Origin of the sequence: Mesorhizobium sp. YC-39 (assembly GCF_025753795.1) — a bacterium.
Classification (GTDB): domain Bacteria; phylum Pseudomonadota; class Alphaproteobacteria; order Rhizobiales; family Rhizobiaceae; genus Mesorhizobium.
On record NZ_JAOWPS010000002.1, the window covers coordinates 1,176,995 to 1,203,652 of the forward strand.

Consider the following 26,658-nt stretch of genomic DNA (forward strand, 5'->3'; position numbering starts at 1 on the left):
CACCGCTTAAATAGGCAGAGTTCCGTTGCAGTTTCAAGACGGCAGCCTCCGCTGTCGCCGAACGCCCTGCCCGCCCTGCGGTTCCAGCTCGCGAAAAATATCGGAACCCTTGGCGCTTTGCAGGGGTTATCGGCGCATCGATCAACCGGATTTTTATCATGCCAATCGACCCACAGAACGCCGTCCTCACCGTGCAGGCGGGGCTGGCGCAGCTCAGCACTCTGATTGTTTCCTACTCGTTTTCGGCCATCGGCGCCGTCATCCTGCTGGTCGTCGGCTATATCGCCGCCGGCCTCGCCGAGCGCTCGATCTTTGCCGGCCTCGGCCATATCCACGGCTTTGACGCGACGCTGCGCCATTTCTTCTCGAAAATCGTCCGCTACGCCATCCTGGTCCTCGTCGTCATCATGGTGCTTGGCCAGTTCGGCGTGCAGACCGCCTCGATCATTGCCGCCATCGGTGCCATTGGGCTGGCCATCGGCCTGGCGCTGCAGGGCACGCTGCAAAACATTGCCGCCGGCATCATGCTGCTGGCGCTGCGGCCATTACGCATTGGCGAGTATGTCGAGGTCGGCGCCATTTCCGGGACCATCGAGGAAATAGGGCTGTTCGCCACCCGGCTGAGGACGGTTGACGGCGTCTATATACTCGCTCCCAATTCGACATTGTGGAACCAGCCTGTTCGCAACTATTCGCGCAACGGCGTCCGTCGCGGCGACATCACGCTGACCATCGGCTCGTGGAACGACATCGATCTCGCGCAAAAGACCATGCTCGGCGTCGCCGCCGCCGAGCGGCGCGTCAGGCGGGAACCGGCCCCGATCGCCTTTGTCGCCACCGTCGGCGACAGCACCGTCGCCATCACCTTGCGCTACTGGACCTCGGCCGCCGACTTCTTCGCCACCCAGATCGACCTCACCAAACGCGCCAAGCAGGCCTTCGACGCCGAAGGCATTTCGGTTCCAGCACCGCCACCGGAAGCGCCACGGCAGGAGGCCTCAACCACAAGGCAGTAATCGGCATCGCCGGACGCGGGTGCTCGACCACCAACCTTCTTTGGCGTGGGTAGGGCCTGAGGCTTGGATTCCTTCGCCCGGTCCCGAATTTCTCACTATCTTGCGGCGCGGCGCCGTCACCTCGCGCGGCGACATGCAAAAAAATTTGGCGTGCATGTCACACCAGCGGATCCTGTCTCGTCATGATGTCGCAACCAACAGAAGGAAGCCGACCATGACTGCAAAACTTGATCTCTTCGCCACTGCCCCTTCCCTGATGAAGGAATGGCAGCGCGCGGCCTTCGCCATTTCCTCCAGCCTCGAGCCCAGCCTGAGCGAGCTTGTGAAGATTCGCGCCTCCCAGATCAACGGCTGCGCCAACTGCCTCAATATGCATACAGTGTTTGCGCGCGAAAACGGCGAGACAGAGCAGCGCATCTATCTGCTGTCGGCCTGGCGCGAGGCGCCATGCTATACTGACCGTGAGCGCGCCGCACTCGGCTGGACCGACGCGCTGACGCGGATGTCCCAAGGACATACGCACGAAAGTGCCTATGACGCCCTGAAGGCCGAGTTTACCGAGGAGGAGCAGGTGAAGCTCACTTTGATGATCAATGTCATCAACGGCTACAATCGCCTTGCGGTCGGCTTCAGTGCCTGGGCCGATCCGGCGGCTATAAGGTCCGCCGCCAAGGCGGCGGCCGCCTGATGATGAACGCGGAGTCCGAGCATACGGCGGTGAATTTCGAGCCGCTTCGCCCAAAGCTTATGCGCGTCGCCTACCGCATGCTAGGCTCCGTGGCCGACGCCGAAGATATGGTGCAGGAGGCCTTCATCCGCTGGATGAGGGCCGACCGCACAGAGGTGCGCGAGCCCGAAGCGTTCCTGCGCCGCACGGTCATGCGTCTCTGTCTGGACCAGCTCAAATCGGCACGGCGCCAGCGCGAGACCTATATTGGACCCTGGCTTCCCGATCCCGTCATGGAGGACGACGAGGCAGAAGACGTCACCTTGCCCCTGATGCTCGCGCTGGAACGCCTTTCTCCGCTCGAGCGCGCGGCTTTTCTGCTGCATGATGTGTTCGGGCTGGAGTTTGAGGAGGTCGCAGCCGCGATCCAGCGCGACCCTGCGGCCTGCCGCCAGCTCGCTACCCGTGCGCGCGCCCATATGCGTGAGGCGCGCCCTCGCTTCCAGGTGGAAAAACAACGTGGCCTTGAGCTTGCCGAGGCCTTTTACACCGCCTCGCGCAGCGGCGATATGAAGGCTCTTGGTGCAATGCTGAAGGCCGATGTCAGCGCCCATGCCGATGGCGGCGGCAAACGTCCGGCAGCCACCGAGCCGGCCCTGGGGTTCGACGCCGTTATGCAGCAATACGAGCGGGTGGCGGCATGGCTGCGTGAGCATGGCTCGACACTTGTCCGTGTTGGTTTCGTCAATGGATTGCCAGGCTTCATCACGCTGGAAGCCGACGGCGAACTTCAGACCACCGCACTCGAAATCGAGGACGGCAAGATCGCGGCGATCTATGTCGTGCGCAACCCCGACAAGCTCAGGCATCTGCACTAGACTAATGCCTGAGCTTGTACCCGGTTAGGCTCTAATCGTCGGAACGACCGCGCTGTTCCTCCGGCGCGAAGGCCAATTCCACCGGCAGCGGCGCTTGCGCGCTCATCGGCGCGAAACTGCCGGTCTCGGCAGAAGGAACAGGCGACATCGCCAGCACCCGCCACAGCACGAACAGGCAGAAGCCAGCCGCGATCGCTATCGCCACATAGATGAAAGCCTGCGTGCCATAGACGGCGGAAAGCCCGGTCACGATGCCGGGGACGATGAAGCCGGACAGCGACCACGCAAACAGCAGCGAACTGGACAGCGCCACCATGTCGTCCTTGCCGGCGCGGTCGGCGGCATGCGCGCTGGCCAGCGAATAGATCGATTCCGAGGCGCCGTCCCAGACCACGTAGATGACGACCAGCGCCGCCAGCGCGCCGCCGTCGAAGCCGAGCGCGAACAGGCCCGCCGCCAGAGCCAGCGCCGAGGCGGCGATCAGCACGTAGCGCCGGTCGGTACGATCGGAAATCCAGCCAAGCGGAATCTGCAGGATCAGCGTGCCGACCGGCATCGCCGACAAAAGCAGCGCCACATCCGCCTGGCTGTAGCCCTTGGCCGTGGCATGGATCGGCGCGAAGCCTGAAATCGCCATCGACAGGCCGCCGACGGCGAGCATGCCGGCGACGCCCACCGGCGAAATCCGCCAGGCCAGGCCAAGCGCGACCGAGGCAGCCTGCGGCGCCGGCGGCTGGGCGAGCCGCGTCAGCCCGACGGGCAGGATCGACAGCGCCGTGAAGGCGATGCCGATCAAAGGCGCTTCCGCCGTGCCGATATCGACCGCCGCCAGCGTGGCGTAACCGACGCCGAGCCCAGCGACATAGGCGACGTAAAAGACCGCCATCACCCGGCCACGTATGGCGTTGGCGACGGCATCGTTCAGCCAGCTTTGCGCGACGATGAACAGGCCGACAATGGCAAAGCCGTAAAGCGCGCGCGCCGCGATCCACAGCAGCGGGATCGTCCCTGCCCCGACGGCGGCATTGGACAACACGATCAGCGCCGACAGCACCATGAATGCGCGGGCATGGCCGACGCGCCGCACCAGCGGTCCGGTCAGGATACAGCCGGCGAGGCCCCCGGCCGAAAGGCCGGTGATGATCAGCCCGGCCCAGGTCGGATCGAAACGCTCGGCGCCGAGGCGAACGGGGATATAGGCGAACATCAGTCCATTGCCGATGGCAACCAGCGCCATCGACAGGATGACGCTGGCAATGGCAATCGCCGGCGTCGACGGGCTGCCCTGCCGTGGGTCGGGTCTGGTCTGGTTTCGCTCGATAATCGTCATCTTGTCGCAGGATCGCCTACTCGACGGCGATAGGCCGCCGCAAAAGCGACATCGGCGGTCTTCCCATCTCCTGAAGGGAGAAGGAGACTCTATCCTTTCGCCATCTTGCGGATGGCGCTCGACGACAGTGACGAGCGTGGCCCGTGGATAAAGGTCCAGGCCGGCGCCTTCATCCGGGCGAGACGCGGCGCATCGCCCTCGTCGACGCGGGCATAGTCGAAGGTCTTGGCGACGACCGACGACAGGAACGACAACGTCGCACCCGGGCGGTCGATCACCGCGATCGGGAACGTCATCACGATCTGGCGCCAGCGCTGCCAGCGGTGGAAGTCGCGCAAGCTATCGGCGCCCATGATCCAGACGAAGTCGACGCCGGGATTGCGCGCCTTGACCAGCGCCAGCGTGTCGGCGGTGAAGCGGACATGGTGGGCGGCCTCGAAGGCGGTGACCTTGATCTTCGGGTTCCTGGCGATCTGCTCGGACAGGCTGAGCCGCTCCGTCAGCGGCGCCAGTTCCCGCGTGTTCTTGAGCGGATTGCCGGGGGTCACCATCCACCACAGCTGGTCAAGCGCAAGGCGCCTCAGCGCGATCTCGGCGACCAGCGCATGACCGGCATGCGGCGGGTTGAACGAACCGCCAAACAGGCCGACAGCCAGGCCTTTTTCGGCATGCGGCATCTTGAGGTAGTGGGTGGGGACGGGATGCTCGGATGAGGAAAGCATGCCTCAGGCGCCCCCCTCTGTCCTGCCGGACATCTCCCCCTCAAGGGGGGAGATTGGCGGCTTCATCGCCGGAGCAAATCTTGCAGTGCCGGCGATTGGCGAAATCGGAAATGACAGCCGATCTCCCCCCTTGCGGGGGAGATGTCCGGCAGGACAGAGGGGGGTGGCTGGGCGCAACGCCTCAGGCTCTAACGGCGAAAAAAGTCAAGGCCGCACCTGTCCCGACCCACGCACGCGGTATTTGAACGACGTCAGCTGCTCGACGCCGACCGGCCCGCGCGCATGCATCTTGCCGGTGGCGATGCCGATCTCGGCGCCCATGCCGAATTCGCCGCCGTCGGCGAACTGCGTCGAGGCATTGTGCAGCAGGATCGCCGAATCGATCTCGTTGAAGAAGCGTTCGACCGCTTGCGCGTCCTCGGCGACGATCCCCTCGGTGTGGTGCGAGGAGAACGTCTCGATATGCTCGATCGCGTCGGCGACGCCGTCGACCAGCTTCACCGCGATGATGGCGTCGAGATACTCGGTCACCCAGTCGACGTCGGTGGCCGGCTTGGCATCGAAAAACACCTTCACGACCTCGGCATCGGCGTGGATCTCGCATCCTGCCCCGCGCAGCGCCTCCAGGATCGGCACCAGATGGGTGGACGCGACGGCGCGATCGACGAGCAGCGTCTCGGCCGCGCCGCAGACGCCGGTGCGCCGCATCTTGGCGTTGACGGCGATCTTGACCGCCATGTCGAGTTTAGCCGAGCGGTCGATATAGAGATGGCAGATGCCTTCGAGATGGGCAAAGACCGGCACCCGCGCCTCGCCTTGCACCCGCCCAACCAGGCTCTTGCCGCCGCGCGGAATGATCACGTCGAGATTGCCGCCGAGGCCTTTCAGCATTTCGCCGACGGCGGCGCGGTCGGTGGTCGGCACCAGCTGGATGGCATCTTCCGGCAGGTCGGCCGCCTTCAGCCCCTCGACCAGGCAAGCATGGATCGCGGCGGAAGAATTGAGCGAATCCGAACCACCGCGCAGGATCACCGGATTGCCGGCCTTGAGGCAGAGCGCGCCAGCATCCGCCGTCACATTCGGCCGGCTCTCATAGATAACGCCGACGACGCCGAGCGGCGTGCGCACGCGCTCGATATGCAAGCCGTTCGGCCGGTCCCACGCAGCGATAACGTCGCCGACCGGATCGCTGAGTTCGGCGATCTCGCGGATACCTTCGGCCATGGCGTGGATGCGCGCGGGATCAAGCTTCAGCCGGTCCATGAACGAGGCGGAAAGCCCCGACTCGTGGCCGTTCGAGATGTCGATGGCATTGGCGTCGAGGATTTCCCGCTCCCGGGCGATAATCGCCTCCGCCATGGCGACAAGCGCGGCATTCTTGGCGGTCGTCGCAACGATGGCCAGCGGGCGGGCAGCAGCGCGGGCGCGGCGGCCGATATCGGCCATCAGCGCCACCGTGTCATCCCGGGATTTTTCATGCAGCTTCAGCATGCTCATCCTCCGCTCGTTACCTGGTCGTCCGCCCGTACGTGGTCACCCGCCCCTACTTGGTCACCAGCATGGCTCACCACAAGGTCGTCGCGGTGGATCATCGCCGAGCGCGCCTCGTAGCCGAGCACCGTTTCGATCTCTGCCGTCTTCAGGCCAGCGATCCTTACGGCATCGGCGGCATCATAGGCAACCAGCCCGCGCGCGATCTCGCGGCCCTCGGGCGACAGGATCGCCACCGTGTCGCCGCGCGAGAAATTGCCGCTGACCAACTTTACCCCGGCCGGCAGCAACGATTTGCCCGACAGCAGCGCGCCGATGGCGCCGGCATCGACAGTCAGCCGTCCCGCCGGTTCGAGCTGCCCGGCGATCCAGGTCTTGTAGCCCTTGACCGGATTTGCGCTCGGCTTGAAGAAGGTCGCCCGCTCGCCACGCTCGATCGCCATCAACGGCGACAGCCTGATGCCAGCCGTTATGATCATGGCGGTGCCGGCGGCGGTGGCGATCTTGCCGGCATCGAGTTTTGTCCGCATGCCGCCGCGCGACAATTCGGACGCCGCCGCACCCGCCATCGCCTCGATATCGGGGGTGATGCGGTCGACCACCGGAATGAACTTGGCTTGCGAGTCCCTGGCCGGCGGCGCCGTATAGAGTCCGTCAATGTCAGAGAGAAGTACAAGAAGATCAGCGCCCATCATGGTGGCGACACGCGCGGCCAGCCGGTCATTGTCACCATAGCGGATTTCGGAGGTCGCCACTGTGTCGTTCTCGTTGATGACCGGCACCGCCTTCATCTTCAGCAGCGTCGAGATCGTGGCGCGTGCGTTGAGATAGCGGCGGCGCTCCTCGGTATCGCCGAGCGTCAGCAGGATCTGGCCCGACTTCAGGCCGCCCTTGCCGAGCGCATCCGACCAGGCGCCGGCCAGCGCGATCTGCCCGACGGCGGCAGCCGCCTGGCTTTCCTCAAGCTTCAGCGCCCTTTTTCCCAGGCCAAGAATGGTGCGGCCGAGTGCAATCGCCCCGGACGACACGACAAGGATTTCAGCGCCGCCCGCGGCCAGCACCGCAATGTCGTCGGCCAGCGAAGCCAGCCAGTCGCGCTTCAGGCCCGATGAGCGGTCGACAAGCAACGCCGAGCCGATCTTGACGGTGATGCGCCGGTATTTTTTCAGCGACTGCGCGGCCATGCTATTTTTCCCAGCGCGTCTCGACCGGGGCGGCGACGGCGTTGCGCGCCTCGGCCACTATCGCCATCAGGGCACGCAGCACTGCCTCGACGCCTTCGCCGGTGACGGCGGAAAGCAGCATCGGTGCGCGGCCGGCGGCGCGTTTGAGCGAGGCGGCCTTCTTCTTGCGCTGATCGGCATCGAGGATATCGACTTGCGAAAGCGCGACGATCTCGACCTTCTCGGTCAAGCCGTTGCCATAGGCGTCGAGCTCGGCGCGCACGGTCTTGTAGGCCTTGCCCGGATTTTCTTCCTGCGCCGAGACGAGGTGCAGCAGCACGCGCGTGCGCTCGACATGGCCGAGGAAACGGTCGCCTATGCCGACGCCCTCATGCGCACCCTCGATCAGCCCGGGAATATCGGCAATGACGAATTCGCGGCCATCGATGCGGGCGACACCAAGGCCAGGATGCAGCGTGGTGAAGGGATAGTCGGCGATCTTCGGCTTGGCTGCGGTGACCGCCGCGAGAAAAGTCGACTTGCCGGCGTTGGGCAGGCCGACCAGGCCGGCATCGGCAATCAGCTTGAGCCTCAGCCAGATGTTCATCTCTTCGCCCGGCAGGCCGGGATTGGCGCGGCGTGGTGCCTGGTTGGTCGAGGTCTTGAAATGCTGGTTGCCGAAGCCGCCATTGCCGCCCTTGGCCAACAGGAAGCGCTGGCCGACCACCGTCAGGTCGCAGATCAGCGTCTCATTGTCCTCGGCAAAGACCTGGGTTCCCGCCGGCACTTTCAGCGTCACGTCGGCGCCCTTGGCCCCGGTCATGTTGCGGCCCATGCCATGTATGCCCGTCTTGGCCTTGAAATGCTGCTGGTAGCGATAGTCGATCAGCGTGTTCAGCCCATCGACCGCCTCCAGCCAGACATCGCCGCCCCGGCCGCCGTCGCCGCCATCGGGACCGCCGAACTCGATGAATTTCTCGCGCCGGAACGACACCGAACCGGCGCCGCCATCGCCGGAGCGGATGTAAACCTTGGCTTGATCGAGAAATTTCATCGGATTGTGTTGTTTCTGCTATTGGCTTTGGGGGATTGCTCTAAACCAAGGCGGGGCGAAGGGCGAGGCCGTTTATGACCTTGGCCGGAGAGATATCGCAATGAAACTTGTAACCTACAACATCCAGTACGGCATTGGCCTCGATGGCCGCTACGACGTCGACCGCATAGCCGATGCCGTGCGCGGCGCTGACGTGATCGCGTTGCAGGAGGTTACCCGCAACAACCCCAAGAATGGTGGCCGCGACATGGTCGCCGAACTCGGCGACGCCTTGCCCGGCTATTTTGCCGTCTATGGCAGCAATTTCGAGGCCAATATCGGCTCCGCTATCGAGAACGGCCATGCCGTCACGAGAACCTTCCAGCTCGGCAACATGGTGCTGTCGAAAACGCCCATCCACCTGTCGCGCAATCTGCTTTTGCCGCGCAGCCGCAGCTTCGAGGCGATGAACTTCCAGCGTGGCGCGCTGGAAGCCCTGATCGAGACGACGCTCGGCTTTGTCAGATTCTATTCCATCCATCTCGATCACCGCAGCCCGGTCGAACGCGTGAGCCAGATACAGTTCCTGCGCCAGCGCCTGTTGAATTACGCGCTCGAAGGCGGCGCACTGTCCGGCGTCGCCGAGATCGGCCTGCCGGAATTACCCCATCCCGAAGCCTTCGTCGCCATGGGCGATTTCAACATGCTGGCCGGCTCACCCGAATATGTCGAGCTCGCCGGCCGGCCGGACCATGAATTCGGCATGCCGCTGACCGCCGACTTTGCCGTCGATGCCGCCATGCGCCTCAACGTGGCCGGCGCCGATCTCGTCACCTGGGTTGATCCCAAGCGGCCCGCCGACACCAGCCGACACAAACGCATCGACTATGTCTTTTCCAGCGCATCTCTCGCCAAGTCGCTGAAGCGGCTTTGGGTCGACCGGCAAGCGGTCGGCTCCGACCACATACCGGTCTGGGTCGAGCTAGGCTGAGCGCCAAGTGCTGCGAGATGGGTCGAGATTCAGGTCAGGCCGAGCCGAGAATGATGGCTTCCGAGAACCGGAGCGGAGCGTACTTAAAGTACGTGAGCACCGGAAGCGCAAGAAGCCGCCAGGCCGGCCTTACCTGAATATCGGCCCATCTCAGAAGTGGACCCAGTTCCTGAGGCTGGTCCAGGTCTTGCGGTCGAGCCGATAGCGCTCGACCGGCACCTGGCCGGCAACGATCGAGTTCAGCATGCCCTGGCCGGCATACTGGAAGCCGCATTTGTGGATGACCCGGCGCGAGGCCGGATTGATGACCCGGGTCGAGGCATGCAGCACCTGGATCGACGTCTTCTGGAAGGCGAGGTCGACCAGCGCGTGCGCGGCCTCGGTGGCATAGCCGTGCTTCCAGTAAGGCTCGCCGATCCAGTAGCCGAGCTCCAGCCCGCGGTCGGTGGTGTTGAGGCCGGCGCAACCGACGAAGGTTTCGGTGCCGGCCAGCGTCAACGCATAGGCAATTCCCGCCCGGCGCGATGCCGCCATGGCGAGGAAGGCGCGGGCCTCGGCCTCGCCATAGGGATGCGGCATGCGGGCCAGCATTTCGGCGACATGACGGTTGTCGGCAAGCGTCACCAATTGCCCGATATCGCTTTCACGCGGCGGTCGCATGACCAGCCGCTCGGTCGCGAGCACCGGGCAATCGATCGCGTAACTTTCGTCTTCCGTGTCTTCCGCTTCGGCAACCATGTCAGTCCTCCAGGCAAGAAAAAAGGGAGATGGAAACCCATCTCCCCTGATCCTTTTCCTGGCTTGGCCAGACACCGGTCCCGAGATGGGTGCCGGTGTTGTGGTGCGGAACCGGCTACTCCGCTGCTTTGGTAATCGGGTTGACCGATACGTAGGTTCGGCCGTTGGCTTTTTTGTTGAAGGTGACTGCGCCGGCTTCGAGCGCAAACAGGGTGTGATCCGTGCCCATGCCAACATTGACGCCCGGATGCCACGAGGTACCGCGTTGACGAATGATGATGTTGCCCGGAATCACGGCTTCACCGCCGAACTTCTTCACGCCCAGCCGCTTGGAATGGGAGTCGCGACCGTTGCGCGACGAACCGCCAGCTTTCTTGTGTGCCATCTAACTAACTCCGATGCGCCGCAAGGCGCCTAAAAGATCTTATGAACGCGTTCGCGTTCCGTTTCAAGTCCGATCCGGCGACGATTGCGCCGGTTCGTTTTACTTCTTCGCCAGTTCCTTGGCCTGCTCGCGCCAGTCCTTGATCTGGTCGGCGCTGAACGGCATGTGCTCGTCGATCTTGGCCACATCCTTGTCGGTGAGCTTGGCGATCTGCGCGAAGGTGGTGATGCCCTGTTCGTTCAACTGGCCGGCCGCAACCGGGCCGATGCCATTGATCACGGTCAGGTCGTCCGGCTCGCCCTTCGGCGCCTTGAACAGCGTCGCCGCGGCGGCCGCGGCCTTGGCTTCTTCCTTCGGGGCAGCCTCTGCCTTGGCTTCCTTCTTGGCCTTGGCCTCCTTCGGCGCGGCCTCGGCCTTCGCCTCGGGCGCTACCTCTGCCTTGGCTTCCGGGGCCTTGGCTTCCACCTTGGCGGCGGCCTTCTTCGACGGCTTGGCGCCACCCAAAAGGATCTCGGCGATCCGCACGGTGGTCAAAAGCTGGCGATGGCCGATCTTGCGGCGCGAATTCTGCCGGCGGCGCTTCTTGAAAGCGATGACGGTGCGGTTCTTGCCCTGCTCGACGACCTCGGCAGTGACCAATGCGCCGTCGACGAACGGCGCGCCGAACGTCACATTCTCACCCTCGCCATGCGCGAGCACATGGCCGATCTCGACGATATCGCCGACCTGGCCTTCGACTTTTTCGATCTTCAGGAGATCGTTGGCGGCGACGCGATACTGCTTGCCGCCCGTTTTGATGACTGCGAACATTTTTTGCCTTTCGCTGTTCGGTCGGCCTTGATGAACCGCATCACGCGGTTCGGCCGTCTTTTTGTCAGTCTGCGGGTTCAAAAAACAAGCGGCGCGGAAGAACCCTCCACGCCGATTGCGCGCTGTCCCTAACCGAAGGTTGCGTCGAAGTCAAGGCAAACGGCGCAAAGCAAGCCGGGCGGCATTCGGCAAGCGATAGCAGGTCTCGAGAGACGAACCGTACGGCCCGGAGAGAAGCCCGATATCAGGCAGATTGGGCCTTGTAACCTGCCTGTGCAGCCGTTATCTAGTGCGCCGCGCCGGCAACGGCGGACCATGACCGCGGAGAGGTGGCAGAGTGGTCGAATGCACCGCACTCGAAATGCGGCATGGGTGCAAGCCCATCGGGGGTTCGAATCCCTCCCTCTCCGCCACTTAACTCGGGCATCGCCGTCATGCGAGCGAGGTCGGGACAGCCTCCTCAATGGATGCGCTCTGGAGGCTCTTGATCTGCCTGATCAGGTAGGTTCGGCGCTTCGGGTTGGCGAAACCCAGGAGGAGCACGCAGGCGCCAACCTCGAAAGCGCTTCCGAGATCTTCATCCCGAAGCTCTCCAGCGATCCAGAAAGAGACGCAACCGCGGAAGTCGAAGGCAAGCTGTTCCGCGAGAATGGCGTGCGCAACCTTCTCCATGTCCATTGCTATGCCGGCGAAGTCGCCTAGCGCCAGGGACCAGAGCTTCCGCGAATGCTGGTGAACCGTACTCGGAGCGGAACTCGCCACGCCGAGCGAACCCACCACGGCCTTGTGAACAGTCGGCTTCTCTAGCAGGAGCGCCACACTGATCCGTCCCATCACCAGCACGCGATCGATCGCATCGCCATCGGGTGCCTCGTCGCGGAAGCGCGTCGCCATCCGCTCGATCAGGCGGGATGACAGCGCCTGCATGATCGCGTTCTTGCTCCCGAAGTGATTGAACGGCGTCGCAAAACCGACACCCGCTTCAGCCGCAAGAGCGCGCATCGAGAATTCTGCGTCCGGACTCGCCTGGAGGAGCCGCTCGGCTGCGTCCAGCACCACGTCTCGGGCAAGTTGCCGGTTCCGCTCCCTGAGCGGCTGGAGCGACTTGTTCGCTGTCATCCTTTGTCCTTGAAGTTTGTCATCGCAGCTACATATATCATGATATAAAATTTATATCATGATTATCAACGCACAGCCAGGCCTCCCTTGGTGGCGGGCGATCTCGAAGGGGTAGCAGATGAGCGATCCAAAGGTTTTCCTGATAACAGGCGTCAGTTCCGGTCTCGGCAAGGCGTTCGCCGAAGGCGCACTGGCTGCCGGGCACCGCGTCATCGGCACAGTGCGGAGCGCAGAGGCGGCATCGGCGTTCTCGTCGCATCCGACGAGTCACGCCCATGCCGTCGTGCTGGACGTCACGAATTTCGGCGCGATACCAGATGGCGTCACAAAGGCCGAGCACGAGGTCGGCCCCATCGACGTGCTCGTCAACAATGCTGGCTACGGCCATGAGGGCATTCTGGAGGAAACGACACTGGAGGACGTGCAGCGGCAGTTCGATGCCAACGTGTTCGGCGCTGTCGCGATGATCAAGGCCGTGCTGCCGGGTATGCGGGCGCGGCGTTCGGGGCGCATCATCAATGTCACCTCCATGGGCGGCTTTATCACGATGCCGGGCATCACCGCTTATTGCGGAAGCAAATTCGCCCTCGAAGGAATCTCCGAAGCGCTAGGCAAGGAGGTGAAGCCGCTCGGCATTTATGTGACCGCGCTCGCTCCGGGGCAGTTTCGCACGGATTGGGCTGGCCGATCGATGGTTCGCGCCGAGCGGAGCATTGTCGATTACAACGCCGTGATGGACCCCATCCGCGCGGCTCGCCAGGCGAAGAGTGGCAGGCAGCCCGGGGATCCGGCCAAGGCGGCGCAGGCGCTACTGAAGTTGGTCGGGTCCGACAACCCGCCGGTGCGACTCTATCTCGGCGCGGACGCTCTCAAACTCGTCGAGGACAAAATCGAAGCCATGAAGGCAGAAATCGCAGAATGGGAAGCCCTCTCTCTATCCACCGACTTTGACGCATGAGGCGACAGCAAAAGAGCATGACGGAGGCGCGCGCGTCGCGGGCGGGCTCCGTTTAAAATTCGACCAATCTTCTCAGGTCCGCCGCGGCCCCTGCCTCTTTCTGGCAGGCCGCCAGGCGGTTCTTGTCACATCGAGCGGGAGACCTCTAGCTCGTCCCCTGCTGCTCGCTGCGACCGCTCCCGCGCGGTACTTTGTCCAGCGGGCATGACTTGCACAGGCTCAGCGAGGCGATGCGGTATCTGAGGCAGCAGAGCCGCCGCCGGCGCCGGCCTTCGCGGTAGCGGACGGGCTCAAACAGGTCGTTCTTGCGGCCGTCGGGCCAGAGCCGCGTGGCAAGCAGCGCTCTGGCATCAGTGACGCCGGGATGCGCTTCACCGAGAAAAGCCGCGCATTCGCTGACGATGGTCTCCGCGACATTGCCGGCATTGCTCCACAGGGTCTTGGCCGGCAGGCCGCTGGCGCGCGAGATCGCCGCGATCAAAGGCGCCAGATGATCCTCGACGAGTGGCCAAAACCTCTGCACCCCTGAAACAGGCAGACGCGCGCCTTCGCCGGGCAAGCGAATGGCCAATGTCCTGCTGTCCGGCGAAAGCACGATGCCGATACGATCGATGGCGGTCGGCAGCAGCCAGTCGGCCGCGATATTGGCAATGAGCGCAGGCGGCAGCAGCTGCGAGAAATGCCATTTCGACCATTGCGTGGCCACTGCCTGCTCATCCGGTTCGGCATAATTCGTCGCGAAGGCGCTGAGCATTCGCCGCAGCCTGTCTCCGTCCAGAAGCGCGGCGCCCGGAACATGAGGCCGCGGGTCGTCCTCCAGCACCAGGGACTCGGCAATCGCGGCAAGCTTGCCGGGAAAGAACGCGGACAATGCCGGAATCATCGTCGGGAAATCAGCGCCGCATAGAACGCCCCTCCGATGACAGTCGACACCAGGCCGGCCGGCACCTGCCACGGAAAGGCGATGGTCCGGCCGATCCAGTCGGCCAGCACCATCAGTGCCGCGCCGATGAGGGCAGCGGCGTAGGCCTGCGCGACCGGTTTCCTGAAACCGCTGAGCCTGGCGAGATGCGGCCCCATCAGGCCGACGAAACTCAACGGTCCCGCTAGCACCGTGGCCGCGCCGGTCAAGACTGCGGCCACCAGAAGCAGCAGGACCCGGCTTTGCCATTCCGACACGCCGAGGCCGATGCTGGCGGCACGCCCAAGCGGCAGAATGGCGAGCCAGCGCGATACAAACGGCACGATGGTAAGTGCCGCGAGCGCCGGAAGGCAGGCAAAGGCCGCCTGGCCCGGCGTGACCGCATAGGTCGAGCCAGACAGCCAGACGAGCACATTGAGAATGCGGGGATCGCCAAGGGCGGTGAGATAGGTCAGCATCGAAGCGACGATCGAGCCGAGCGCCACACCGATCAAGAGCAGATGCTCGGACGAAAAGGCCGAGCGCCGGCTGAGCCAGAGCACCGTCATCAGCATTACGAAGGCGCCGCAGGAAGCGAAAAGCGCCATTGAGACGCGATCCATCGGCGGCAGCAGGAAGGCCGCCAGAATCAGGAAAATCCCCGCGCCCGAGGAAACGCCAAGCAGTTCGGGGCTGGCCAGCGCATTTCCAGTGATCTTCTGGATCAGCAGGCCGGCGAGCGCCAACATGAGACCAGCCATGGCAGCCGCGGCAACGCGCGGCAGCCGCCACGGCATGAGATCGGCAAAATCCCCGCCGAAAGCGATATGCCAGCCCTGCGGGGTTCGGCCGACGAAAAGTGCCACGGCGAGCACCGCAAGCACCGCCAGGCCGAGCAGGATTTTCGACCGATCGGTAACGGCCACAGGGAAACTCGCGGCCATCGGCGCGCCCGATCCCCAGCCCTCGGCGGCTGGACGAATCTGGCGCATCAGCCAGATGAGAAGTGGCGCGCCGAAAATGGCCGTGATCGCGCCCGCCGGCACTTCCACGCCGCCGGTCACGAAGACGAGCGCCTGGTCGGTCATCGCCAGCAGGCCTGCGCCGATCAGCGGCGCGGCCAGCAGCCTTTCACCGAACAGCCTCGCCCCGGCATGGCGCGCGATGGTCGGGGCGGCAAGGCCAACGAAGCTGATGAGACCGACCGCCGCCGCGATCATGGCACTCAGCACCACGGCAATGCCAAGCCCCAGCAAACGGGTGGAAAGCAGCGGCACGCCAAGGCTGAGGGCGCCGGCCTCATCGAGGTCGAGCAGCTTGAGGCGCCGCGAAAGCAAGGTGGTAGCAGCCAGCGCCACAGCCAGTCGCGGCAACAGGCCAAGCGTGGTGCTCCAGCTGTTCTGCACCAGCGACCCCGCCTCCCACACATAGAGATCGTTGACCGCATCGAAATGGGTCATCATCAGCATCGATCCGAGCGAGCCCAGGCTCAACGAAACGACCAGGCCGGAAAGAATGAGCGACAGCGGCGAGAACCCGCGCCGCGCCGACAGGGCGAATACGAGCAAGATCGCCGTGGCAGCGCCGAGAAGGGCGGCGAAATCCCAGCCCAGGACAAGAAGCTGCGGCGCCCATAACGTGGCGACGACCAGGCTGCATTTGGCGCCGGCAAAGACACCCAAAGTGCCAGGCTCGGCCAGCGGATTGCGCAGCACCTGTTGGAAAAGCGTACCCGCGAGACCGAGCCCGGCCCCACAGCAAAGCGCCACGCAAAAACGCGGCAGCAGGACGTCGCGCGCCATCAACTCACGCAGATTGCCCGGCTCCGGCGTGAGCATGCTTGCCCATGCATTGAAAGGCACGAGCGCATTGAGATTGGCGGCGAGAAACAGCGTTGCCACCAGTATAATGACCGCGCCCCACAGCGCCGCACGGTTGAGCGCGGACAGTGGCTGGACAAGCACCGTGTCAGCCATTGGCGCTACTTTCTTGCGGCAGGATCTCGGCAAGTTGCCGCGCGAAGCGGATGGCGCTGAAGACGCCGCCGCTCGGATAAATCACCGGCATGGCGGTGACGCGCCCCTGGCGCACCGCCGGCAGCGCGTTCCACAGGGAACTCCGCGCGAGGTTGCGCATGGCTTCGGTCGTCTCGGCGCCGCGGTCGAAATGGACGATCCGCGCTTCGGGATCGGCGGCCAGTTGCTCGATGCCGGCGGAAACCACGCCGGAGGCGTTCACCCTGCCCTGCCAGGCATTTTTTAGGCCGAGTTGCAAAAGCACGTCGCCGATCAAGCCGTTGCCGCCGAACACCGCCAAATTGCGGCCATTGGCGGCAAAGCGGCAGACATAAAGCGCCCGACCCGAGCGCACCGCCAGCGCCTGCCTCGCCCGCGCCAGGGTTTCCTCGGCGCGCTCGGCCCAGAGTGCCGCTTCATCAGCCCGATCGGTGGCCGAACCGACTTGGCGCAGCAGATCGATCATATGGGCGACCGCCGGCGTCTTGCCGGCGGAACTCTGCAGGGGGACCAGTGGAGCGATTGCCGAGAGCCGTTGCAGCACCGGCTGCTGCCAGGCTGCGAGCAGGATAAGCTCTGGCCGCAATATCTGCAGGAACTCCGCATTGGGCTCGGTCAGCGGCCCGAGATCCTGCACGCCTTCGGGCAAAGCGGGTTCCGCCACCAGCCTGATGTAAAGGGCCCGGTTGGCGACGGCCAGCGGCGTTACGCCCAGCGTCAGCAAAAGCTCCGTCGGCAGCAGGTCCAGGCAAACCACCCGCCGCACGGCCGCAGCAAGCACCTTGCGCTGGCCGGACAAGACGAAAGGGGCGGTGAGTACCGCCCCGATCAAAGCCCGCCGGTGAAGGAGACCGCGCCGCACGGCTTCACCATTTGCGGGAAAGCGTGGCCGTGACCGTCAGCGGCTCGCCGTAGCGGCAGCCGGTTGCGCCCGCGCAGGTGTAATATTGCTTGTCGAACAGGTTGCGGGCATTGACGTCCAGCGTCGTGCCCTCGAACTTCGGATCGACTGCCCCGAAGTCATACTTGACCATGGCGTCGGCAAGCAGGTAACCGGGCACGTCCTGCGAGCTGTCCAGCAAGTTCGTCTTGCCGATATAGCGCAGGCCGCCCCCCAGCGTCAGGCCCGTCAGCCCGAGCGTATCCATGCGGTAGTCGGCCCAGACGGAAAACGTATTGCGGGGAGTAAGCTCTTCCTGCTGGCCGATTTCGGAGGCCACGGCGCTCTCCAGGATCCTGGTGTCCGTATAGGCGTAAGCCGCAACCAGGCCGAGGTCCTCGAACTGCCCGCGCGCTTCAAGTTCGAAGCCGCGCGAGCGCACCTTGCCCACTTGGTAAGGCAGGAAGGTCACGGGATCATAGCTTACGAGATCGGTCTGGGTGAGATCATAAACAGCGCCGCTGAGCAGTAGGTTGGTATCGGCTGGCTGATAGCGGACGCCCACCTCATATTGCAGGCCCCTGGTTGGAACCAGCGCGTTGCCGGTGCGCGAATCCACACCCGCCTGCGGCAGGAAGGATTGGCTGACGCTGACATAGGGGGCAATGCCGTTGTCGAAGAGATAGACGAGCCCCGCGCGCCCGGTGAAGGCGTCGTCGTCCTGCTCCGTCACCGTGCCGGTCTGGTAGGACGTCGTCTCGCTGTCCGCCCGGTCATAGCGCCCGCCGAACAGAAAGACCCATTTTTCCCTAAACTTGATCTGGTCCTGCAGATAGACGCCGTAATTGTTGGCTGTCGTGTCGGATCCTCTGTCAACCGCGTAATTGATGTCGGGCGCGCCGGAATAGACGGGATCATCGACATCGAGAGGGATGTACCCGGTTCCGCGATAGCGGTGTGTTTCGTAGCCGCGCCGGTAGTAATCGAAGCCGGCGAGCAAATTGTGTTCCCAATCGCCGAACTCGAAAGTCTTCTCCAGCGAGTTGTCGGCCGTCACGCCGCTGGATTTCTCGTCGCGGGCGCTGGCAAGTCGGTAGAGCTGTCCATCGGTGACGGGCACGAGATTGCCGATCATGTAGTCCCACTTGACGTCGGAAGCGAAGTACCGAGCCTTGCTATGGAACTTGATGCCGTTGTCGAACTCGTGGTCGAACAGATATCCTGCGGAATAGCTGTCACCCTCATACGTGTCGAAATCCGGCTCGCCCAGGAACAGGTCGCGTGGAATGCGGCCGGTGGAGACATCCTCCAGCATGAGCGGCGTCGAAAACCGCGTTTTCACATGCTGGTAGTTGGCGAGAAGCGTGAGCTGCGTGACGTCATCGGGTTTAAAGGTCAGCGCCGGGGCGATGTAGACCTTGTCGTCCGGCGTATCCTTCACCCAATTGTCCGCGTCCCGGACAAGTCCTGTGAGACGGTAGAGCAGCGTGCCGTCGGCATTGAGCGGCCCGCCGAAATCGCCAGAAATCTGCTTGCGGCCATAGCTGCCATACTCGACATTCACCTCATGCAGCGGCGTGTCGGTGGGACGCTTGGATATGCCGTTGATGACGCCACCCGGCGCAAGCTGGCCGTAAAGCATGGAGGAGGCGCCGCGCAGCACGTCGAGCCGTTCCAGCCCGTAGGGTTCGGTCGCAAGGTCATAGACGGCGGATTGATATTTCATGCCGTCGCGAAGCAGATTGCCGCTCGGCCCCGCGGCATCGAAGCCGCGTATGTTGACGTCGTCGACCATCCGGCTGAAGGACTGCGACTGCATGGTGATGCCCGGCGTGTAGGACAGCGCGTCGGCCACGGACACCGCCTTCTGGTTGGCAATCTGGTCGGCGGTGACCACCGACACCGACTGCGGCGTCTCGATCAGCGGGGTGTCGGTCTTGCTGCCGGATGCGCTGCGGGTCGCGACATACCCCTTGACCGGCCCCCAGGCCGTTTCGATGCGCCCCTGGACGTCGATGGTCTCAAGCACCTGCGCTCCATCGCCTGCCTCGACGGCGCCGGTCGTATCGGCCCGCGGTGCGACGACGGCGGCAATCGTGGGGCCAGTCATCCGCACCTGAAGGCCCGTCCCGGCCAGCATCGCCTGCAATGCCTGGCGCGGCGACATGGTGCCGGATACCACGTTCGACCGCTTTGCGCCGGCAACGCTCGTCGCATAGCCGACCTGCCAGCCGGTCGTCCGGATGAAGGCTTCGATGGCCGATGGCAGCGGCTGGGCGGGAATGGAAAACCGTACCGGTTGGCTGACGGAAGCCTGCTGCGCCAGGACCGGCATGGGCAGCGCCGCAGCCGATATCGCGATCAGCGCTTGCAGCAATGCCGCCTTGCGGCGCCTCCCTTTGTCGCTGCGCCTGCCGACAGGCTCCGCGCCGCGTGCTGTTTCCCCAGTCCCCATCGCCAACGCCCTTTCATCAACGCAAGGGCGCCTGCCCGCTCGACAAACGCCCCTTCAATGAGAAGACGCATGACTGGCGTGGATCTCACAAAAAAAGTTGAGAAATTAACGCAGGATTAAAACGCCGCCGGGAAGGCGACTGACCTTGGCCCCCGCGGCCTCGGCCAGATTGCGGATGGCGCCTTCCGGGTCGTCAAGGCGATAGTTGCCGGTTACCCGGATGTTGCCCACTCTGGAGCTCAGGACAAAGATCGGCTCCGGATAGTAACGCGCCAGATCCCGCACCGCCGCCGACAAGAGATCGTTACGGAAAACGATGCGGCCACCAACCCATGCCAGGGCGCTTTGAGCGTCCACCGTCCTTACCGGTGAAAGCGCATCGGAGGTCACCTCGACCATCTCGCCGGGATCGAGTGATGCCATGTCAGCCGCGTCATTGAGGCGGCTGACCTCGACATGACCTCGCTCCAGTGTGACGGTGTCTATTTGCGATCCGGTCCGTACGGCAAAGGCAGTGCCCGTAACCTGCACATGGCTGAAGGCCGCCGACACGAGGAACGGATGGGCTGGATCAGGCACAACTTTGAAGAATGCCTCGCCTTCCAGCAATCGCACGCCGCGTCGCCCGTTGTCGAAATCGACGGCGGCGGCGGATGCCGTGTTCAGCATCATGACCGAGCCGTCGGGCAGTGAAATCTGACGGAAATCCCCGGCGGCGGTCATGTAGTCGGCTTGCCAGCGCAGCATCAGACCGGGCAACTGTACGGCTCCGATCGCAACAACCGCCAGCGCCGCGGCCATGGAAAGCCATGCTTTCACGCCGAACCGCCGCCCGACCCGCTGCTTCTGTGCCGCCCTTGCGACATTCGATCGATCGAGGGATGCCAGTTTTTCCGCATCGATCATCGAGGCCGCGCGTAAGGCCGCCGAGCCCGACATGTCCTTGATTTGCTCGAAGGCTTTCGCGTTTTTCGAATCGGCCTCGAGCCAGCGTTCGAATTCGAGGCGTGTCAAAGCATCGCAATTGGCTTCCAGGCGCACAAACCAGTCCAGGGCCGCGTCGACAACGGAATCCTGATGTCGGTATGGATCGGTCTCCTGTCTCCCCACCTTGCGGTCCTTTTTTTGATCGTCATATCCTTGACGTACTAGAACAGGCGATCTCCTAAAATCGACTCCCTAAAACCAGAACGCTAGGATTTCGATTGCCCTGTCTACTGGCTGCCAAGGTCTACAGGCTGCCGAGCCTGCGCATGGCGTCGTGACAATGACCCATCGCCAGCTTGACGTCGTTGAAAACAGTGTTCTGCGAAACACCGAGGTGTTCGGCTATTTTCGGGTAGGGCCATCCCTCCACCCGGGCCAGCATCCAGGCACGCCTGGCCCGCTCCGGCAATTTTTCAAGCGCCTCGGCCAGATGGCGCATTCGTTCGCGCTCGATGGCTATGGTTTCCGGCGAAGGCGTTTCGGCTGGAATGTCGGCAAAGTCCTGTGCCTCCAGGTCCCTGCGCTCATAGCGCTCGCGCGTCCTGCGGCGTCTCTCATGGTCCAGAGCCAGGTTGCGCGCGGTGTGATGCAGGAAGGCTTCGATGCGATCGATCGGCCCCGCCTCAAGCGCCTTTCGGGTGCGCAGATAGGTTTCCTGGGCAAGGTCCTCCGCCGTGGAGGGATCCCGGACGATGCGCATCACACTGCCCATCAGCGAGCGTTTCTCGGAGAGGAAGATGGTTGTCAGACTGGGCCGCATCACACGGTCCGCAAGAGCTGAACACAGGAACATCCCGAGCACGTGATTGTCACAGGAACCCACCAGACCACACCGCCGAGACGCAGCGGACGTATCGCGCTATCAAACATGTATCAAAAGGTCAACTTATCGGCACTCAAGTTGCGACTGCAACCGGTCGATTGGCGGTACAGGCGGCACATATGATCCTTTGGGATGCAACCGCTGCTTGTCGACAGGCGCCATTGGTGCTTACCTCTCGGTGTTCTGTTTCGAACTCCTGGGAGGAACATCATGGCGGACAGTTTCAAAACCGGAGATGTCGTCAAACTGAAGTCCGGCGGCCCGAACATGACGATCAACGATCATGCTGCCTCCGGCATGTATCTGTGCAATTGGTTCAATCGCGAGGGTGACATCTGGACCCCTCAGCACGCCGCTTTCAAGCCGGACCAGTTGACAGCGATCGATCGATCTCAATGACTTGAAGACGCAGCGGTTTGGGTTGATTTCAGTCTTCTGCCCGCGGCGCCAGCTTGGTGCGCGGCGATTGCGCTGAGGAATATCTTGCCGAATTCCCTGAGCTTCGCGGCGCCGACGCCAACCACTTCGGCGAAGGCGCCGAGGTCGCGCGGGCAGTACTTGCGGTCATATCGGCTGCTGCGACGACTCGCCCAACCGCCACGCCGCCATCGGCTGGCTCCTGTCTATCCAACACAAGCCACCGTTAAGATTCTGGTAAGGTCGTGCGTCGAAATCGCAAGACAATTGGTATCCATCGAAGATCAATGATTCTATCAACAGATGTCGCTAATTGATTTGGCGCTAATATAGACCTTCGCGTAGGCAGGGGTCGGGGCGCTGCAGAATCAGACGAGGGATATTTGCATGGCCACGATGCACTACACTTGGGGCGCCTCAGCTGCCCAGGCCCAGGCCAATGGCTTCAACCTGGTTGATCTTCAATACGCCTCATCGGTCAACGCGTTGCCGGAGGGCTCGAAGGCCCTGATCTGGCTCGGCGAGAGCAATGGCGTCACCCAGTCCTTTATCGACAAGGTAACGCCGCTCCTCAACAATCCGAAGGTTTTTGGATTTTTCCTGACTGACGAGCCTGATCCGACCGGCAGATACCACACCCAGGTGGACGCTGCGGATCTGAAGGCGGAATCCGACTGGATCCATCAACATTTTCCGGGCGCCAAGACCTTCATCACCCTGATGGACATGGGGTCGTACACAGATTCCAATTACAACAATACCTACAATCCCGCCAACACCGGCATCGATTATTACGGCATTAATCCCTATCCGGTGCGCACGACCGCGGTCGACTTCAACTACATTGACAGAGCCGTGGCCGCGGCGTTGGAGGCAGGCATCCCGCAGAGCGCGATCATTCCGGTCTATCAGACGTTTGGCGGCGGCGGCTGGGCGACCAATACGGGCGGCTCCTATGTCATGCCCACGACGTCCCAGATGCAGACCATGATGGACCACTGGGAACGGCTGGTTCCCAATCCTGCCTTCGACATGGCTTATAAGTGGGCCTCGCAGAACGGTGAAACCTCGCTTGGCAACACGTCGTCAATGCAATCCTTTTTCCGGGAGCACAACTCCGAAACTGGGACAGTCACGCCACCTGTTGTCACGCCACCACCTGTTGTCACACCACCACCGGTTGTCACACCACCGGTTACCACCCCGCCACCGACGACCGACAAACTCTACGGCACCAGCGGCGCCGACGTGTTCCACGGAGATGGTGGCCATACGATGATCGGCTATGGCGGCAACGACGAATATTATGTCGAACACGTCGCCGACAAGGTGGTCGAGGCCGCTGGCCAAGGCCAGGACAGGGTGTGGACCTCTGTGAACTATGCGCTCGACGCTGGCCAGTCGATTGAAGTCCTTGGCACCACGAAGGATGCCGGCACCACGGCAATCAACCTGACTGGCAACGAGTTGGCCCAGACCATCCAGGGCAATAATGGTAATAACATCATCAATGGCGGCGGCGGTGCCGACAAGATGAGCGGCCTTGGCGGCAATGACGATTACTATGTCGACAATGCCGGCGACAGGGTGATCGAGGCCGCTGGCCAGGGTCAAGACAGGGTGTGGACCTCCGTGAGCTATGCGCTCGCGGCCGGCTCGTCGATTGAAGTCCTTGGCACCACCAAGGACGCCGGCACCACCGCAATCAATCTGACCGGCAACGAGTTGGCCCAGAGCATCATAGGGAATGCCGGTAACAACGTCATCAACGGCGGCCGCGGCGCCGACAAGTTGACCGGCTTTGGCGGCAACGACATTTTCGTCTTCAATAGCGCTCTTGGTAACGGCAATGTCGACAGGATCACCGATTTCAACGCGTCCCAGGACAAGATCCACCTCGAGAATGCCATTTTTGCCGGGCTGAGCGCGGGCGCGCTCACATCCGCCGCTTTCTTTGCGGGCACGGCCGCGCACGACAGTTCCGACCATATCATCTACAACAGTTCAACCGGAGCGCTCTCTTTCGACAGCGACGGCATTGGCGGCGCGGCTCAGATACAGTTCGCCACTCTTTCCCCAGGCCTCTCGCTTACGGCAAACTCATTCTTTGTGACTTGACCTAAGCACCGGGCAGGGGACAACGTCCCGCGAGGGCTGCCGTGGTCAAGCAAGACGGGCGAACAGACAGTCCTCGTTGCCTGCCTCAGCCTCCTGCGAGGGTAATTCCAGGAAAAGTCTGTGGCGGTTTCCTGTCCGGAATTGCTTAAAGCAACACTTGGAGCGGGTCAGCGGCTTTATCAAAAGCTGAACCGCTCGAGCCATGTGTGGCTGGCGCTTTCCGCTGTCTTGGCGCCGTGATGGTGGTTCAACTCACCTTGGTGGCGCGGGGCACAAACGGCCTGGCCACGGCGACAGTATCAGTCTGACGACCAGGCATCCGCCCTGGCTAAGTGTGGTTCTTCGTCGACGCCAATCGCAACACGAAAGAGCAGTTGCAGAAGCGCTCAGGAAAGCCAGCTAATCCAAACCGGCCAGCTCCTGGTTATCCAACACTTGCCGCCGTTAAGGTTCTGGTAAGGCCGTACAGTCAAATCGCATGACAATTGCTGATCCATCGAAGATCAATGATTCTATCAACACATGTCACTAATTGATTTGGCGCTAATATAGGCCCTCGCGTAGGCAGGGGTCGGGGCGCTTGCAGAATCATACGAGGGACATTTGCATGGCCACGATGCACTACACTTGGGGCGCCTCAGCTGCCCAGGCCCAGGCCTATGGCTTCAACCTGGTTGATCTTCAATACGCCTCATCGGTCAACGCGTTGCCGGCTGGTTCGAAGGCCCTCATCTGGCTCGGCGAGAGCAATGGCGTCACCCAGTCCTTTATCGACAAGGTAACGCCGCTCCTCAACAATCCGAAGGTTTTTGGGTTTTTCCTGACTGACGAGCCCGATCCGACCGGCAGATACCACACCCAGGTGAGCGCCGCGACGCTGAAGGCGGAATCAGACTGGATCCATTCCCATTTTCCCGGCGCCAAGACCTTCATCACCCTGATGGACATGGGGCCGTACACAGCTTCGAATTATTCCAATACCTACAATCCCGCCAACACCGGCATCGATTATTACGGCATTAATCCCTATCCGGTGCGCACGACCGCGGTCGACTTCAACTACATCGATCGGGCCGTGGCCGCGGCGTTGGCGGCAGGCATCCCGCAGAGCGCGATCGTTCCGGTCTATCAGACGTTTGGCGGTGGCGGCTGGGCGACCAATACGGGCGGCTCGTATGTCATGCCCACGACGTCCCAGATGCAGACCATGATGGATCACTGGGAACGGCTGGTTCCCAATCCTGCCTTTGACATGGCTTATAAATGGAGCTCGCAGAACGGCGAAACCTCGCTTGGCAACACTCCGTCAATGCAAGCCTTTTTCCGGGAACATAACACCACCACGACCACCCCGCCGCCAACCACCCCGCCGCCAACCACCCCACCTCCGACTACCGATACTATCTATGGCACCAGCGGCGCCAATGTCCTTCGGGCCGCCGGTGCTCACACAATGATAGGCTATGGCGGCAACGACGATTACTATGTCGACCATGCCGGCGACAAAGTGATCGAGTCCGCTGGCCAAGGCCAGGACAGGGTATGGACCGCTGTGAGCTATGCGCTTTCAGCCGGTTCGTCGATTGAAGTCCTTGGCACCACGAACGACGCCGGCACCACGGCAATCAACCTGACCGGCAACGCGCTGGCCCAGACCATCCAGGGCAATGCCGGCGCCAATGTCTTCAATGGCCAGGGCGGCGCCGATAAGATGGTCGGCCTTGGCGGCAACGACGGCTACTATGTCGACAATGCCGGCGACAGGGTGGTCGAGGCGGCGGGCGGCGGTCGCGACAACATCGTCACTACGGTGAGCTATGCGCTTGCGGCCGGCTCGGAGATCGAGGTTCTTGCCACGAGGTATTCCGCTACCACGGCAATCAACCTCACCGGCAACGAGTTCGCCCAGACCATCCAGGGTAATGCCGGCGCCAATGTCATAAACGGCGGTGGTGGCGCCGACACGATGGTCGGCTATGGCGGCAACGACGGCTACTATGTCGACAATGCCGGCGACAAGGTGGTCGAGGCGGCGGGCGGCGGTCGCGACAACATCGTCACTACGGTGAGCTATGCGCTTGCGGCCGGCTCGGAGATCGAGGTTCTTGCCACGAGGTATTCCGCTACCACGGCGATCAACCTCACCGGCAATGAATTCGCCCAGACCATCCAGGGCAATGCCGGCGCCAATGTCATCAATGGCGGTCGTAGCGCCGACATCTTGACCGGCAACGGTGGCAACGACACCTTCGTTTTCAACTCCGCCCTTGGCAATGGCAATGTCGACAGGATTACCGACTTCAACCCGTCCCAGGACAAGATCCACCTCGAGAATGCCATTTTTGCCGGGCTGAGCGCGGGCGCGCTCACATCCGCCGCTTTCTTTGCGGGTGCGGCCGCGCACGACAGCTCCGACCATATCATCTACAACAGCTCAACCGGAGCGCTCTCTTTCGACAGCGACGGCATTGGCGGCGCGGCTCAGATACAGTTCGCCACTCTGTCTCCAGGCCTCTCGCTTGCGGCAGCCTCGTTCTTCGTGACCTGAGCACCGGGCAGGGACTACGTCCCGCGAGGGCTGCCGTGGTCAAGCAAGACTGGCAAACAAACAGCCCTCGTTGCCTGCCTCGGCCTCTCCTGCGAGAGTAATTCCAGGAGGAGTGTGTAGCGGTTTCCTGTCCGGAATTGCTTAAAGCAACACTTAGAGCGGGCCAGCACCTCTATCAAAAGCTGAACCGCTCGAGCCAGGTGTGATTGGAAC

At 62.8% G+C, this 26,658-nt stretch carries 23 protein-coding genes, 1 tRNA gene and 1 pseudogene; 9 read left to right on the plus strand and 16 right to left on the minus strand.

The window, feature by feature from the left end:
• The first annotated feature begins 158 nt into the window (after positions 1-158).
• From OHD62_RS15215 to OHD62_RS15225, 3 genes are all read left to right on the plus strand, one after another.
• The gene (locus OHD62_RS15215; protein ID WP_263783598.1) at positions 159-1,016 is read left to right on the plus strand and encodes a mechanosensitive ion channel family protein; all 858 of its coding nucleotides are present in this window, start codon (positions 159-161) and stop codon (positions 1,014-1,016) included.
• A 214-nt stretch (positions 1,017-1,230) separates the two neighbouring features.
• Positions 1,231-1,704, plus strand: coding sequence for a carboxymuconolactone decarboxylase family protein (locus OHD62_RS15220; protein ID WP_263783892.1), 474 nt, complete (start codon positions 1,231-1,233; stop codon positions 1,702-1,704).
• Positions 1,704-2,561, plus strand: coding sequence for a sigma-70 family RNA polymerase sigma factor (locus OHD62_RS15225; RefSeq protein WP_263783599.1), 858 nt, complete (start codon positions 1,704-1,706; stop codon positions 2,559-2,561). Before OHD62_RS15220 ends, OHD62_RS15225 begins: the two co-directional genes overlap by 1 nt.
• A 31-nt stretch (positions 2,562-2,592) precedes the next feature.
• On the opposite strand, the gene OHD62_RS15230 is transcribed toward OHD62_RS15225, so the two are convergent.
• The 5 genes from OHD62_RS15230 to obgE form a co-directional block, all read right to left on the minus strand.
• The gene (locus OHD62_RS15230) at positions 2,593-3,891 is read right to left on the minus strand and encodes an MFS transporter (RefSeq protein ID WP_263783600.1); all 1,299 of its coding nucleotides are present in this window, start codon (positions 3,889-3,891) and stop codon (positions 2,593-2,595) included.
• An 89-nt stretch (positions 3,892-3,980) separates the two neighbouring features.
• Complete coding sequence (locus OHD62_RS15235) at positions 3,981-4,568, minus strand: nicotinate-nucleotide adenylyltransferase (protein WP_263783893.1); 588 nt, start codon at positions 4,566-4,568, stop codon at positions 3,981-3,983.
• 249 nt (positions 4,569-4,817) lie between these two features.
• Entirely contained in the window at positions 4,818-6,104 is a 1,287-nt protein-coding gene (locus OHD62_RS15240; RefSeq protein WP_263783601.1) for a glutamate-5-semialdehyde dehydrogenase, read from the minus strand.
• Between the two features lie 2 nt (positions 6,105-6,106).
• A complete protein-coding gene (gene proB, locus OHD62_RS15245) occupies positions 6,107-7,288 on the minus strand; it encodes a glutamate 5-kinase (RefSeq protein WP_263783602.1) in 1,182 nt (393 codons plus the stop codon).
• Position 7,289: 1 nt separating this feature from the next.
• Positions 7,290-8,321: a GTPase ObgE gene (obgE, locus tag OHD62_RS15250; protein ID WP_263783603.1), complete on the minus strand. Its 1,032-nt coding sequence runs from the start codon at positions 8,319-8,321 to the stop codon at positions 7,290-7,292.
• A 100-nt stretch (positions 8,322-8,421) separates the two neighbouring features.
• On the opposite strand from obgE, the gene OHD62_RS15255 reads away from it, so the two are divergent.
• Positions 8,422-9,291 carry an endonuclease/exonuclease/phosphatase family protein gene (locus OHD62_RS15255; protein ID WP_263783604.1) on the plus strand — a complete coding sequence of 290 codons (870 nt, stop codon included), beginning with the start codon at positions 8,422-8,424 and terminating at the stop codon, positions 9,289-9,291.
• A 150-nt stretch (positions 9,292-9,441) separates the two neighbouring features.
• Here OHD62_RS15255 and OHD62_RS15260 read toward each other — a convergent pair whose 3' ends face one another.
• The 3 genes from OHD62_RS15260 to OHD62_RS15270 form a co-directional block, all read right to left on the minus strand.
• Positions 9,442-10,029, minus strand: a complete 588-nt coding sequence (locus tag OHD62_RS15260; protein ID WP_263783605.1) for a GNAT family N-acetyltransferase — start codon at positions 10,027-10,029, stop codon at positions 9,442-9,444.
• Between the two features lie 115 nt (positions 10,030-10,144).
• On the minus strand, positions 10,145-10,414 hold the full coding sequence (gene rpmA, locus OHD62_RS15265; protein WP_006327539.1) for a 50S ribosomal protein L27: 270 nt from the start codon (positions 10,412-10,414) through the stop codon (positions 10,145-10,147).
• Positions 10,415-10,513: 99 nt separating this feature from the next.
• Positions 10,514-11,224: a 50S ribosomal protein L21 gene (locus OHD62_RS15270; protein WP_263783606.1), complete on the minus strand. Its 711-nt coding sequence runs from the start codon at positions 11,222-11,224 to the stop codon at positions 10,514-10,516.
• 323 nt (positions 11,225-11,547) lie between these two features.
• On the opposite strand from OHD62_RS15270, the gene OHD62_RS15275 reads away from it, so the two are divergent.
• A tRNA-Ser gene (locus OHD62_RS15275) sits at positions 11,548-11,637 on the plus strand.
• A gap of 19 nt (positions 11,638-11,656) precedes the next feature.
• Here the strand turns inward: OHD62_RS15275 and OHD62_RS15280 are convergent.
• Positions 11,657-12,280 (minus strand): TetR/AcrR family transcriptional regulator, encoded by a 624-nt coding sequence (locus OHD62_RS15280; RefSeq protein ID WP_263783607.1) that lies wholly within the window; start codon positions 12,278-12,280, stop codon positions 11,657-11,659.
• Positions 12,281-12,461: 181 nt separating this feature from the next.
• On the opposite strand from OHD62_RS15280, the gene OHD62_RS15285 reads away from it, so the two are divergent.
• The gene (locus OHD62_RS15285; protein WP_263783608.1) at positions 12,462-13,301 is read left to right on the plus strand and encodes an oxidoreductase; all 840 of its coding nucleotides are present in this window, start codon (positions 12,462-12,464) and stop codon (positions 13,299-13,301) included.
• A gap of 145 nt (positions 13,302-13,446) precedes the next feature.
• Here the strand turns inward: OHD62_RS15285 and fhuF are convergent, their stop codons facing one another.
• The 7 genes and pseudogenes from fhuF to OHD62_RS15320 form a co-directional block, all read right to left on the minus strand.
• A complete protein-coding gene (gene fhuF, locus OHD62_RS15290; RefSeq protein ID WP_263783609.1) occupies positions 13,447-14,172 on the minus strand; it encodes a siderophore-iron reductase FhuF in 726 nt (241 codons plus the stop codon).
• A gap of 8 nt (positions 14,173-14,180) precedes the next feature.
• A complete protein-coding gene (gene fhuB / locus OHD62_RS15295) occupies positions 14,181-16,178 on the minus strand; it encodes a Fe(3+)-hydroxamate ABC transporter permease FhuB (RefSeq protein WP_263783610.1) in 1,998 nt (665 codons plus the stop codon).
• Complete coding sequence (locus OHD62_RS15300) at positions 16,171-17,079, minus strand: ABC transporter substrate-binding protein (RefSeq protein WP_263783611.1); 909 nt, start codon at positions 17,077-17,079, stop codon at positions 16,171-16,173. Before OHD62_RS15300 ends, fhuB begins: the two co-directional genes overlap by 8 nt.
• Positions 17,080-17,083: 4 nt before the next feature.
• A complete protein-coding gene (locus tag OHD62_RS15305; protein ID WP_263783612.1) occupies positions 17,084-19,552 on the minus strand; it encodes a TonB-dependent siderophore receptor in 2,469 nt (822 codons plus the stop codon).
• 105 nt (positions 19,553-19,657) lie between these two features.
• A complete protein-coding gene (locus OHD62_RS15310) occupies positions 19,658-20,458 on the minus strand; it encodes a FecR family protein (protein WP_263783894.1) in 801 nt (266 codons plus the stop codon).
• A 48-nt stretch (positions 20,459-20,506) separates the two neighbouring features.
• Positions 20,507-20,662 (minus strand): annotated as a pseudogene (locus OHD62_RS15315) (FecR/PupR family sigma factor regulator); the annotation flags it as partial.
• Positions 20,663-20,783: 121 nt separating this feature from the next.
• On the minus strand, positions 20,784-21,299 hold the full coding sequence (locus tag OHD62_RS15320) for an RNA polymerase sigma factor (protein WP_263783613.1): 516 nt from the start codon (positions 21,297-21,299) through the stop codon (positions 20,784-20,786).
• Positions 21,300-21,572: 273 nt separating this feature from the next.
• Here OHD62_RS15320 and OHD62_RS15325 point away from each other — a divergent pair, with 273 nt between their 5' ends.
• The 3 genes from OHD62_RS15325 (at position 21,573) to OHD62_RS15335 (ending at position 26,445) form a co-directional block, all read left to right on the plus strand.
• Positions 21,573-21,761 carry a YodC family protein gene (locus OHD62_RS15325; RefSeq protein ID WP_263783614.1) on the plus strand — a complete coding sequence of 63 codons (189 nt, stop codon included), beginning with the start codon at positions 21,573-21,575 and terminating at the stop codon, positions 21,759-21,761.
• 405 nt (positions 21,762-22,166) lie between these two features.
• Positions 22,167-23,897, plus strand: coding sequence for a calcium-binding protein (locus tag OHD62_RS15330; RefSeq protein WP_263783615.1), 1,731 nt, complete (start codon positions 22,167-22,169; stop codon positions 23,895-23,897).
• Positions 23,898-24,504: 607 nt separating this feature from the next.
• On the plus strand, positions 24,505-26,445 hold the full coding sequence (locus OHD62_RS15335) for a calcium-binding protein (protein ID WP_263783616.1): 1,941 nt from the start codon (positions 24,505-24,507) through the stop codon (positions 26,443-26,445).
• Positions 26,446-26,658: the final 213 nt, after the last annotated feature.